The sequence below is a fragment of the Sphingopyxis sp. sgz302558 genome, from assembly GCF_057220455.1.
Genome location: NZ_JBXPUZ010000014.1, coordinates 1 through 12,514 on the forward strand (window position 1 = coordinate 1; position 12,514 = coordinate 12,514).

At 60.8% G+C, this 12,514-nt stretch carries 9 protein-coding genes; 3 read left to right on the plus strand and 6 right to left on the minus strand.

Features of this window, described 5'->3' with window-relative positions; all coding sequences use genetic code 11:
• Positions 1 to 1,411 (plus strand): secretin N-terminal domain-containing protein (locus AC2TC0_RS15845; protein ID WP_484718417.1); only part of this gene is annotated, 1,411 nt, incomplete at its 5' end.
• Positions 1,389 to 2,237, plus strand: a complete 849-nt coding sequence (locus AC2TC0_RS15850; protein WP_484718418.1) for a hypothetical protein — start codon at positions 1,389 to 1,391, stop codon at positions 2,235 to 2,237. The genes AC2TC0_RS15845 and AC2TC0_RS15850, both read left to right, overlap by 23 nt.
• Positions 2,238 to 2,548: 311 nt before the next feature.
• Here AC2TC0_RS15850 and AC2TC0_RS15855 read toward each other — a convergent pair whose 3' ends face one another.
• From AC2TC0_RS15855 to AC2TC0_RS15865, 3 genes are all read right to left on the minus strand, one after another.
• Entirely contained in the window at positions 2,549 to 6,712 is a 4,164-nt protein-coding gene (locus AC2TC0_RS15855) for an RHS repeat domain-containing protein (protein WP_484718419.1), read from the minus strand.
• Positions 6,713 to 6,813: 101 nt separating this feature from the next.
• Positions 6,814 to 7,038 carry a hypothetical protein gene (locus tag AC2TC0_RS15860; RefSeq protein ID WP_484718420.1) on the minus strand — a complete coding sequence of 75 codons (225 nt, stop codon included), beginning with the start codon at positions 7,036 to 7,038 and terminating at the stop codon, positions 6,814 to 6,816.
• 355 nt (positions 7,039 to 7,393) lie between these two features.
• Positions 7,394 to 7,600 carry a helix-turn-helix domain-containing protein gene (locus AC2TC0_RS15865; RefSeq protein WP_484718421.1) on the minus strand — a complete coding sequence of 69 codons (207 nt, stop codon included), beginning with the start codon at positions 7,598 to 7,600 and terminating at the stop codon, positions 7,394 to 7,396.
• A 69-nt stretch (positions 7,601 to 7,669) separates the two neighbouring features.
• On the opposite strand from AC2TC0_RS15865, the gene AC2TC0_RS15870 reads away from it, so the two are divergent.
• Positions 7,670 to 8,539 carry a GIY-YIG nuclease family protein gene (locus tag AC2TC0_RS15870; protein WP_484718422.1) on the plus strand — a complete coding sequence of 290 codons (870 nt, stop codon included), beginning with the start codon at positions 7,670 to 7,672 and terminating at the stop codon, positions 8,537 to 8,539.
• Between the two features lie 42 nt (positions 8,540 to 8,581).
• Here the strand turns inward: AC2TC0_RS15870 and terL are convergent, their stop codons facing one another.
• Genes terL through AC2TC0_RS15885 form a run of 3 tightly spaced genes read right to left on the minus strand, consistent with a single transcriptional unit; the run spans position 8,582 to position 11,959 of the window.
• Positions 8,582 to 10,063 (minus strand): phage terminase large subunit, encoded by a 1,482-nt coding sequence (gene terL / locus AC2TC0_RS15875; RefSeq protein WP_484718423.1) that lies wholly within the window; start codon positions 10,061 to 10,063, stop codon positions 8,582 to 8,584.
• The gene (locus tag AC2TC0_RS15880; RefSeq protein WP_484718424.1) at positions 10,056 to 10,631 is read right to left on the minus strand and encodes a DUF5681 domain-containing protein; all 576 of its coding nucleotides are present in this window, start codon (positions 10,629 to 10,631) and stop codon (positions 10,056 to 10,058) included. Before AC2TC0_RS15880 ends, terL begins: the two co-directional genes overlap by 8 nt.
• Positions 10,628 to 11,959: a site-specific DNA-methyltransferase gene (locus AC2TC0_RS15885; protein ID WP_484718425.1), complete on the minus strand. Its 1,332-nt coding sequence runs from the start codon at positions 11,957 to 11,959 to the stop codon at positions 10,628 to 10,630. Before AC2TC0_RS15885 ends, AC2TC0_RS15880 begins: the two co-directional genes overlap by 4 nt.
• Positions 11,960 to 12,514: the final 555 nt, after the last annotated feature.

Here is a 12,514-nt window from a genome sequence, read left to right on the forward strand (position 1 = left end):
GCGCCAGATTATTGCGCGCTTCGATGTCGACACATTAGCGGGCATGGAGTTTGAGCTCTATCGCCTCGAAAATGTTGATGCCGACACGCTCGTCGACGAACTCGGCCGCGTATTCCAGCCGCCCTACGATATCTTGGGCTCGCGCGTGCGCGTCGTGCCGCTGCCGCGCTTGCGCTCGCTGCTGGTCATTTCCGCCAATCGCGCTGACATCAGCCGTCTCGAGCCTTGGATCCGGCGGCTCGACGCCGGGGTTGCAGGCAAGCGACGGCTCTACAGCTATGCCGTCCAACACGGGCGCGCGCGCGATATCGCCGGCGCGCTCCAGCGCGTGGTGGGCGGCGGCACCGACGAGACAGCGTTTCAGGACGATGCCCCGGCCCCCCTGCTGTCTGCGCCAACCAGCGGCGGCGGTGCGTCGGATGACAGCGCTGCCCCACCGCCCGTGACGACGCGCCGCTCGGGCAGCGGCGATACGCGCAGCGGCGGCCCGCGCATCGTCCCCAATGAAGCGACCAATGCGCTGCTCATCTACGCCGACGGCGAAGAATATGAATTTATCCGCGACGCACTCGCCAAGCTTGACCAGCCGGTCGCGCAGGTGCTGATCGAAGCCACGCTCGCCGAGGTCACGCTCGGCGATGATTTTGCCTATGGCATCAATTTCCGCGCGCTTACCGGCGATGCCACGATAGTGAACACGAGCAACAACTCGCTGACCCCAGCAGCGCAGGCACCGGGGTTCTCGGTATCGCTGCTCACTGGCGACATCACCGGGGTTTTGAACGCGCTCCAGTCGAAGACCAATGTCCGCGTGCTCTCGGCGCCCAAGCTGATGGTGCTCAACAACCAGACCGCCGAGCTCCAAGTCGGCGACCAAGTGCCGATCGTCACCCAACAGCAGCAGGGCGTGGCCTCGCCCGGCGCGCCGCTGGTCAACACCATTGAGCTGCGCGATACCGGGGTGATCCTCAAGGTCACGCCGCGCGTCAACGACAGCGGCACGGTGACACTTGATATTGCCCAAGAGGTTAGCGAGGTCGCGCAGACCACCACCTCGGGCCTCGATTCCCCGACCATCCAGCAGCGTCGCCTGTCGAGCACGGTCGCGACGCGCTCGGGCCAGATGATCGCGCTCGGCGGGCTGATCCGTGAGCGCTCGGCGCGCACGCGGTCGGGCATTCCGCTTCTCAGCCAAATCCCGATCATCGGCGGGCTGTTCGGACGGCAGGAGCAGCTTGCCGGGCGCACCGAGCTCATCATCCTTTTGACCCCCACGGTTATCCGCTCCCCTGAAAATGTCGGCGCGGTGGTCGATGAACTTTTGGGCGCGCTCGACGCTACTCGCCCGCTCGTCGAGCGCGCCCGCGAAACCCAGCTGCAGTCGCCCGTTGCGCCGCCGCCTACGCCCTAACGCGCATCTGCACCAGCGCGAGCGCGGCTATGTGCTGATCAGCGCACTGTGGCTGTTGCTGCTCGCCGGCGTGCTCACCGCGCTTATTCTCGCGCAGACGCGCGAGCGCGCCGAGGATGTACGCGATGGCGGCGACGCGCTGCGGCTGCGCCATGCGCTTGCGAGCGCGATTGCGACGGTCAACGCCGACCGGCTGTTTGCAGGGCCGGCGAGCTGGTGGTGGAAGCTGCCTGCGCAGGGAACGGTGGAGATTGATGGGATAACGGTGACGCTCGCGCTGTCGAACGAGGCCGAGCAGATAGACCTGAATCGCGCGAGCCGTGAGGCGATGGTAGCGGCGCTGGATCGATTGGCGCAGGAGCAGCCGGGGATGATGGCTGGGGTTGAGCGCGATGCGCTGGTGCTGGCGATTGAGGCGCGGCGGGCTAGTGGGGTACCGTTTTACAGCGCGCGGGAGGTGGCCTGGTTGTTGAGGAGCGATGTGGTGCAGTTTGCGCCAAATCAGGCAAAGGGTGAGGGGGAGGCGGAAGCGAATCCTGCAGCCATACGACCGCAGATGGCCGATTTCTTTACGGTTGCTAGCGGTCTTGAAGCGCCGCGCATTTCAACGGCAATCGGCGCTTCGACTGAGTCATCGCAAGGGGATGCGATTCGGGTTGTGGCTTGTGCCCGTGTTGGGCAGCGACGCGGCTGCGTTGTGGAGGTAGGAAGGCTTGCGCTGCGACCATCGCCGGGATGGCAGCGGGTCGATGGATGGGAGAATGCCGCCAACCAATGCAATGAGAATGCGCGAGCGAGATATGGGTTTAGTAAAGTGTCACCGTAACCCAACCCACCGTAACCCGTAACCCTTAACCCTTAACCCTGTCACCGTAACCCAGACTGACCAGATCATATTCTATTTGGGTTGCGCAAAAAATAATAGATCGACAAAAAAAACTGTAATTGACAAAGCAAGCAAAATTACTGCCACAGACGTTTTTCTGTGATTATCTTCACTGATCTTATGATGTACGATATAGAAGTACATGCTCAAACATGCAGCCATGACGGAAAGCCTAAGGCCAAATCGAAGCCCAAAGTAAGTGGCTACGAAATATGGCACAAGGCCCGATAAGTATATGCCAAGTGAATTTTTCAAAACAAAGCTCTACAGCTGGACGACTCGTAAACGCCTTCAATTGCACCTGCACCTGCGACAATTGCTGCGCCAACAGGTGTAACGCTTGCCGCTCGGACAATTCGCAATGCATGCGCACCCTTTGAGCGCTTGAGGCCGCCTGCCGGATTATCGCCAGAATAGCCATATCGTTTATCGGCAGCAGCTTTTGCAACATCAACGAGTCCACCGAGAAACGTTCCTTTTGCCGCGCCCCATAGGCCATCTCCAAGGCACCCAAGTCCATTTCGCACCAAAGGCTGGTCATACCATTTGCGATCATCAAAATACTTCTCGCAATGAGGTGCGGGCTGCGGCCCCCGGCAGCTCTCAGGTATCTGCCGCATCATGAAGAACCTCTCCGACGCTTCAGGCATATCAAATGACGGTCCGCCTTCACCCACCGGCACGCCTGCCTGCCCCTCTGGATCCACCCCGTTCACAGGATCCCCACCAACATAGTTGTACCAATTCATCCCATCCCCATAACCAATGGGGTCGGTCTGGAGGAACCTGCCGAGCGTGGGGCTGTACATGCGGGCTTTGTAATACCACAGCTTCAGTTCGGGTAGCCAGATTTGTCCGGTATAGCCGAACCGCCCGGCATTGCCCGGCGCGGGGATGCCATATTCGTCATAGGCGTTGATGTTGATGATGGCGCCCGTGCTGTCGCTGATGCTGACAATGCTGCCACGCTCATCGGCCATCAGGAACCGCCGGTCGCTGGTGCCGCTGCCCTCATACCACACGATGGGATTGTCGATGCCGGGGCCGTGGACGTAGCGGCGCAACAGCACGCCGTTGATGTCGCGCTCGACGATCAGATCGAGCCCTGAGTATTCAAACCGCACCGGCGAAGGCGTGTTGTAGACCAACGCCAGTCGCCCGGTCGATTCATAGGCAAGATGCGGCACTCCGGTCGGCGTCGTCGCCCATGCCAGCCGATTTTCCGCTGAGTAATTATAGCTGTTCACGACGTCGCCTGTGACGTTGCCACGCGCGTCATGCGTATAGCTGGCCCCGCCCGCACTCATGATCCGGTTGAGCCCGTCGGTCACATAGCTGCGATCGACGTTGTAATGTGCTTGCCACGCATAGATGTCGTTGTTTCGGCTCACGCTGGCGATTTGGCCTGCTGGATTGTATGTGAAGTCACGAGTCATGTCGTGCGCCGTGCCAGACAAATTATGCGAGGCAGCGGCTACTCGCGAGGCCGCGTCATACACGAAGCTTTGCACAGTGCCGTTGCCAAACACAACATATGTCGGACGGCTGAGTGTATCGAACTGATAGCTCGCCAATACCCCGACGCCCGAGGTCGCACCATTCTCGCGGATCGCAGTGACGTTACCGACGACATCATAATCATAGTTGATGGTGAGGCCGCTGCCCGGATAGGTCATTGCGACCATCCGACCTGCCGTATCATATTGCCGCGTGGTGGTTGACGACAGGAAGCTCAGCCCCTCCGAGGTCTGCCGACCTAGCGCGTCATAAGTAAAGTTGACATTATAGTTGTTCGGCTGCGCGGACTGCGTCAGCCGCCCCAAGAGATCATAGCTGCTGGTCCGGTCCCACACTTCGGGCGCATTGTTCGGTACGTCGACCGCAATGTTGCGCCCAAGATCATCATAGCTGTAGCCGATAAGCTGGCCATCGCGCAGCCGCCGCTGGATAACACTGCTGCGGGCATCATAGGTCAGCTGCTCATAATCACTGGCGTTGCTGGAGTCGCCGCCCTTGGTCGTCACCGGATAGCGAGTTTGAGAGAGCCGGTCGTGGCCATCATAGATATAGGTGGTGCGGTTGTTCTCGCCGTCGCGGACATGATCGATCAGGCCATTGGCGGTGTAAGCGGTGATCACCTCGTCGCTCGCCTGCGCCGTGCCGACAGCGGTCTCGACCTTGGTGACGCGGCCTTCATTGTCGTATGTGTTGCGCGTGATGCGATCGGGCCCTGCGCTGCCGGTGGTCGCCAGCGTGCAGGCGCTACCGGGCAGCGCGCCCCAGGTCGCCGGGTTCATCCTGAGCGCGGTGCAGGTCAGCCGGTTGTCGGCGTCATAGCTGTATTGTGCGACGCTCACCGTACCGGCGGTGCCCGAGGCCGTCTCCTTGAGCTTGTTGCCATTGGCATCATAGACAATGTCAAGCGTCTGATAGACGGTCATCGCATTGAGCGCAGCTTCGGTTGCAGCAGTCACAGTGCCGGTCTCAACCTTGGTGACGCGGTTGCCACTGTCGAACGTCAGCCGTTCGGCGCTACGCAGCCGCGCGCCGCCGCCATCGGGATCAGGGCCGATCGTGCCGCGCCGCCGGTCCATGCTGTCGTAAATGAACGTCGTCGTATCATCGGTCCCGGCGAGCGGGCCATCGATGCTCGCGAGATTGTCGCGCGCATCATAGGCATAGCTGACCGACGAGCTCAGCGCGCCATCGCCCGATGAAGTGGTAACCTTGGAGGGGAGCAGGTTGGGCGTGTTATACTCGATGGTGACCTTGGTCTCGTTCGCGGTCCCCGCACAAGTCGCGGCGGTCGCACAGGCGGTGATCTGGGTAACCTTGGCCTGCGCCTGCGCCACATTGACCAGATTGCCGCCGGCATCCTTCACCTGCGCGAACAGGTTCGTATAGACATAGTTGATCTCGGGGCGTGTGCCGGTCTCGGTGCCCGCTGCATCGACATCAGGCGAGGGCAACTGGACGCGGGTTACTTGGCCGTGGGTTGCATCATAGGTGTAATCGGTGCGGTTGCCGAGCGCGTCCTGCGTCCAATTGGGGCTGTTGCATTTGGCGGGGTTGCTGCAGGTCGCGTCATAATTCGCCGTCGTGATGATATCGGCGAGCCCGCTGCCCGATTTCGCGACATGGCGCGTCTGCGTCACATTGCCGCGCGCATCGCGCGTATATTCGGTATAATCGCCCTCGGGATTGGTCTCGCGGGTGAGCCGCTGGTTGGCGTCGTAAATATAGCTGGTCGTGCCGGTCGTGCCTGCGACCACCGCCGTCGGCTGCGCCGCCGCCGGGGTCGAGGTGACCTGGTTGGTCTCGCCAGCCGAGGTGGTGGCGGTCGAGGTGGTGGTAGCTCCAACCGTCCAGTTGTAGGTGATGCTCGCGCCCTCATCGGTGACCGAGGTCGTGCGGCCATTGCCGTCGCGGGTCGCGATGGTGGTATCGCTGCTGGCGCCGGGACGGCGGATGCGCGTCTGCGTGCCCGAGCTATTGTCCACGCGCCAGGTGCCCGATTGGCTGTTGATGATTTCGAGCACGCCGGTGGAGGGGATATTGTAGGTCACTGTCGCCCAGCTGCCAGGTGCGGCGTCGCAGTTGAACGCTGTGGGATCGCAATAGGCTTGGCTGAGGTCGATAAAGCGCAGACTGGCGCGATTGAACCAACCCGGCGGCGGCGATTGTCCGCTGGTCCCACTTGGGCCGGCGTTCGACTGATACTTCAGTTTCATCGCATAGCCCGCGTTGCTGCGCACGTCGGACAGACGGTAATAGACAGAGCACTGCACCTGCCCATCTTCTTCGGGAATTTCCCAGCCGAAGCCGCCTTGCGGATAGAGACACCCTTCGGGCGTCGTCCACGTCAGCGTGTAACGGGCTCCGCTAGGGCGCACGACCTGCGTGGGCACGGCACAGAGCAGCGCCCCCAAATAATTGTTGCTGCATTGCGGAACCGACATGACCGCACCGGGCGTCGTGGACGTCAATGCTAGCGGCGAGATGTACGTAATGGTGGTGCCATCAGGCGCGCGGTAAGTGAACTGCGTGTTGGCGACATTCTCGACGAGGGTCGCACCATTGGCTTTATCCGCAACCCAAACCCCGCCAACATTGGTGAAGCGGTCGGACATCTTGCCGAAGGTAACGTGCGCATATTGCGTTGCACCCGATGCCGTGCGGACGAGTTCGCCCGACCAATTGTCGCGCGTGCCGCCACTATAGTGACGCACCATCGTGACGCCGCCGTCACCGCCGATGCTACCCTCAACAATGTCGCGGGCAAAGCTGCCGGTGACCCGGTCGACGCCATGATCGTCGCGGTTATCGTGCTGGGGCGGGGGTGGGACTTGAGCAAAAGCCGGAGACACGGCTAGCAGCGATAAAGCAGCAAATAAGGCGGCGAGCCAATTGAACATGAACCGCGGTCCAGCCGCCCTTGCTTCACCCTCGCCCCGCTGCCGCACCGCCATATCGCATTCCCCGCTTGCTTGACCTCGACCCCACTGCTGGCTGGGCGCTAGGGTGGCGGGTTGGGAGAGCCTGTCGTCTTCAGACGCGTACGGTTGTTCGCCTTGTCATGCTCATAATCGACCGTGACATTGTTGTTCACCGTGCCGGTGCGCACGACTTTGACGAGGCGGCCTTTGGCGTCATACGTGTAGGTAATAGTCTCAGCAGCTTGTACTGGAACCGCAAGGCCCAGAGCGCCTAGCGCGCACAGCAATTTGATCGACTTCGACATCCGCAACTCTCCCGCCCAAGGCAGCACCGCGACTCCGTCTGAGGGTCAAGGCTGCGTCGATGCATTGCGCGTGTCAACGTGACTTTTGTCTCAAATCAGCAGCTTGCACCGAAACGAACAGANAAGGCAGCACCGCGACTCCGTCTGAGGGTCAAGGCTGCGTCGATGCATTGCGCGTGTCAACGTGACTTTTGTCTCAAATCAGCAGCTTGCACCGAAACGAACAGAATTCGGCCAATTTGCATTTGCGGATATTTGCTGTTTTCGCGCTGAAGCCCAAAATCGGCGCGCAATATTTGCTCCATATCGGAACAATCAAAGAAAGGTTATGCGGCATCGTCAGCAACAGCCGCTCCTACGGCGTCACCAACTCCAAATGGCTGACCCCGAACGCCTGCGCCAGCTCATAGATGGTGACGATAGTCGGGTTGCGCTTGCCGCGCTCAAGATCGCTTAAATATTGCTGCGACAGCCCGGAGCGTTCGGCGAGCTCTTCCTGCGTCCAGCCGCGCGCTTTCCTGATCCGGGCGCAATTGTCGCCAACAAGCTTGCGCATATCCATGCACAAAGCATTGGCGATGCGGTGCGGTTCAGTTTATCACCTTTAATATGTAGGTGATACCGAGGCCGCATGCTCGATTTGACCATAATGCTGGAACAAGCCGGGCTCGACCCGGCCTCCACTTTGGTCGTGCGCCATGCTCCCATTGAAAAGCAGCTCAAGCGCGTATTGCCCTGGCTGGTCGCCGAGCGGCCCGAGCTGTGGCTCACCTATCAGCGTATTCAATGGTCGAGCCTCGAGAAGGCCATGACGCGGGCTACGCATATTGTGTCGTTCGTCGGCGAGGAACCAGCGACCGCGACCTTTGCTGGCATCTATCGCATTGACGGGTGGGAAGAGCTCGACCTTGCAGGCTATAGTGCCTTCCCAGGCAATGCCGAGCTGACCGCGCTCGGCATGGCGGGCCGCACGCCCGACATGGGCAATTGTCTCGCGTTCGAGCTGGAGGCGCTCGATGCTTTTGCCGACTGGTCGGGACGGCTGATGGTCGCCTGGCCAAAGCCTTATCAAAGCTGGTGGCGCAAGGCCGACCGCGCGCGCTTTCCCGTCATCGCCATCGAGCGCGAGAGCCGCTTCGTGCGCGCTATGCCCGACTGGCAGGATATCATCCTCACCCATGCCGAGCTCCACAGCCTGCCGCGCGCGTGGCAGGCCGCTTTGTCACAATGGCGCGGCATTTATTACATCTACGATAGCAATCGGCGCGCGGGCTATGTCGGCTCGGCTTATGGCACCGACAATATCTTCGGCCGCTGGCAAAGCTATGCCAAGAGCGGCCATGGCGGCAATGCGCGGCTGCGCCGCAGCGATCCTGCTGACCTAAGCTTTAGCATCTTGCAGCGCACCTCGCCCGACCTGGAGGCCGCCGACATCATCCGGCTCGAGGCCAGCTGGAAGGAGCGGCTGCATACGCGCGTTCATGGGCTCAATGCGAACTGAGCCTCGTCCCAAACGCTATTGCTGGCCGCCAAATCTGCCCAATTAAGCAGCCCAAGGATCAATATCGTCATCGTCTTCGATGGCTAGACCTTGCGCGTCGTCCGACATTTCGATGGGTCCTTCGTTGATGGGCAGGCGGTACCGGTCCATGTCGCGCACCCAGAGGAGAAGCTGCGCCAGCGCATCGACCTGGTCATCATGCGCGGCGCTCGGAAAGCCGAGCAGCTCGCCCAAAAAATCGCTGACCCAATGCCCCTGCTCGGGCACGAACAATCGCCCCGCCTCGATGAGCGCGCTGGCGGCATGGACCCGTTCATCCTTGGAACCATAGGGGCGGCGCGGCGTCGGCAAGGGCACGCCATCGGGGGCATCGGCATGCAGCTGCGGGATGAGCTGCTGACCCGACGACGCATCTTCGATGAGGAGAACGTCGACATTGTGCAGCCGCGCGAGCTCGATGGTCTTGGCCGTGAGCTCGGGAAATTTGAGCCGCGCGCGAAAGACATCGATGAGATGGAGCTGCTTGCGATAGTAACGGGCGACCACAAAGGCGGAGTAGTCATTGTAGAGATTATCCTTGCTCGCGGTGTCGAGCGACATGACAATCTGGCCTTCGGTAAGATCAAGCGCCGCGCGGTCGTAGCGCAAGAGCCACTTCGCCTCGATGATGCTGCCGATCTCGGGGATCGGGTCCTGCTGGAACTGGCCGGCAAAGACATAGGGGCTTTGCGCCTTGCGCTGTTCGAGGAAGGCGAGCGATTGGCGCGCTGGATGCAGCGCATAGCCCGCGCGGCGCTGATAGGTGCGCCCGCGGGTGAGCGGAATTACCTCATCCTTGACCGCGATGGCGGGAAGACACAGCTCCTCAAAATCGCCGCGCTGCTTGAGCGAGCCGACGAGGTCAGCGGCGTGCAGCCGCTGCATGATCACGATCATCGCGCCCTTGTGTTGGCTATTGGGGCGCTGCGACAAGGTCCCGTCGAACCAGTCGTTAACCTCGTCGCGCGCGAGCTGCGAGAGCGCATCCTGCGCCTTTAGCGGATCATCGACGATGATGATGTCCGCGCCAAAGCCCGTGGTCGCCCCTTTGATTGAGCTCGACATGCGCCCGCCGCCCATGCTCGTGCGAAAATGGGCGAGCGCACGGCTGGTGAGCTTCAGCCGCGGGAAGGCACGGCCATACCAAGGGCTCTGGATGATCCGCAAACAATCATAGGCATGATCCTCGGCGAGTTGCTGGCCATAGCTCAGGCATAGAAAACTCAACGCCGGATTATGCCCGAGCATCCAGGCGCACCAAGCAATCACGATCCGCGTCTTCAGGTGCCGCGGCGGGATAGTGATCATCAGCCGGCGGTTGTCGCCGGAGCGGACACGGTCGAGCTGGTGGATGATCGCATCAATATGCCAATTATGCTCATAATCATTATTCCCGCCGAGCTCGGCGAACGCCATGCGCAGGAAGAAGCCAAAATCCTGGCGCAGCATCGCCGAGATGGCATCATCGACATCAACGTCAGCCATGATTTCCCTCCCCGCTGTCACCCGCTTGGGTACCCTCATCTTGGGCCTTGCTATCGCTTACGCCGTCGTCGCCAGCTGCGTCCTCGGGGAGCGGATCGCCGAACAGGCTCGGATCAACCGCCCGCTCGGCGGACAGCTGCTCAAAATAGCGGTTCAGAATCTCGGCATCGCTTAATCGGTGGAAGCGGCGCTGATGCTCTTCGCGTTTTGCCTCGATACGGCGGCGGCGCGTATCGACCAGCTCGATCGCGCGGATATCCCCCATGACCGCTTCCTGGATCAGCCGCATATCGATGCTGTTGGATTTGGTGACCTTGCGCTCCTTGCCATCCTCACGCACCGTCACCTTGCGGCGAAGCTCGCGCTCGAAGAAGCTGTCGACATTTTCGACGCCTTGTTTGCGCCGTCCGCGCGGACGGCCATCGCCTTTGCTGAACCGCCCCGCCTCCGGCGGGCGATTGCGCCCGACGATATAGCTGCCATCCTCGGCCACATTATCCTTGGCAAAGGGCTGGCCATCCTTGCGCCGCCCACGGCCGAAGGGCGGGTCCCCTGCGCCCGCGCTCATGACACGGCTCCCAGCCGCGCGGCCTTGACCTCGGCGAGCGGCGTCAAGCCATCGAGCAGCGGCTCGGCGCCAACCGCCGCGCTCACACGCCGCAAGATGACATCGCCATAGGTGGGATCGAGTTCGACGAGCCGGGCGCGGCGCCCGGCCATATGGCTTGCGATCGCGGTGGTGCCCGATCCGGCAAAGCTGTCGAGGACAATATCGCCCGGGCGCGATACGTCGAGAATCGCATCGCGGATCATGAAGCGGTTCTTGACCGTGGGATGGTCGGCCAGATCCTCCATCCGGCCGGCGCGGAACACATTGGCCGAGGGATAGCGCCAAACGTTTGAACGATTTCGCTGACCGAGCGCGATATTGCTTTTGTGCTTTCCAGGGCTCACCTTGAACACATAACAAAGCTCGTGCGCCGAGCGATAAAAGCCGCCAAGCCCCGGATTTTTTACCCAGACGATCATATTTTTGAGTTCATCGAACACGCCGTTCGCCGCCTCAAGCATATAGGGCGCGCCGCGCCAGTCCATGAACACAAAGCCGATGGCACCGGGGTCGCAATGTGCTTTCAGCGCCTCGAACGCCGGACGCAACAAGGTGCGGCCAAATTCGGGGAGCGAGGTTTCACCCGCGCCCATGACAAAATTACCGTGCCGCACTTTGCCATTGCCCGACACATTATTGGCGATCCGACATCCATAAGGCGGGTCGATCATCACCATCTGCGCCCGCTCGCCAGCAAGCAGCCGTTCGATAACGGCAGAGTCGCGCGCATCACCAATGATCAGCGCTTGCTCGCCAATCGTCCAGCGATCGCCCAGCTGGCAAACCGACACTTTGGTCAGCTCGGGCAAATCGACCCGGTCCTCGCCGCTTTGCTCTTCACCCTCGTCGAAGTTGATGAAGCCATCGATCTCGAACGTATCGAACCCGGTGAGCTCGACAGTATAGCCAAGCTCAATCAGCCCCGAAAGCTCAGCGCGCAGCAGCGCTTTCGACCAGGACGCCTCTTCGGCGAGCTTATTGTCGGCGATGATGTAGGCGCGCCGATCCACTTCGCTCATCGCGCCCAGACTGATCACCGGCACAACCGTCTCGCCGTTGCGGCGCGCGGCTTCGAGCCGGCCGTGGCCACAAACGACGTTGCCAGCGTCATCAATTAGAATCGGATTGGTCCAGCCGTGATGCCGCAGACTTCGCTGCAGCTTCCGTATCTGCGCACGCGAATGCACACGTGCATTGTTAGCGTAAGGAATGAGCTCGTCGATCGGTCGGTATTCGACCGCGAGCATACGGTTAGGGATTTGCGAAACGGGCTTTCTCTTAGGCATAATTCACCTTTCTCAAAAATCGAGTTCAAGACCGATTTCCGTGGTGGAAAATGCTGCCTAAGCAGAACGCATGTTGGTTATGGGTCCCGGCGGCTCTTGTCTAGATTCTTTTTGTGAGAACACATCAGAAACAACGCCACCGGCCGTCACATTCGCACAAGACGATGAATTGGTTCCCAGCGCGGCGCGATATAGGAACGGCCCAGTAATCGGGCTGATTTGCTCGGGTCTTTGCTGACACCGATGCCATTAAGGGCGCCAAAGCGGCTCTGTTCCCAGTAGTTTCCCATATAAATGGGATCAGGCGCACAGAGACCCGTGCGCCGCAGACTGCGTGGCGCACCACGCACTTTTCCATTTTATATCAATATTTTAGTTCGCTGCCTCTGGCGCGATATTGTCGCGTTTTGTCCGGCGCTTAGCGCAATCGCTTCTCGGCCTGCGCGGGCCAGAGACCGTCACTGAGCATTGATTCTACGCAATTCATGCCAGATATCTCAAAGGGCCGAAAAGCCGGATTCCAGTTGCGTTGCGCTTTTGATGGATAGAGACGCC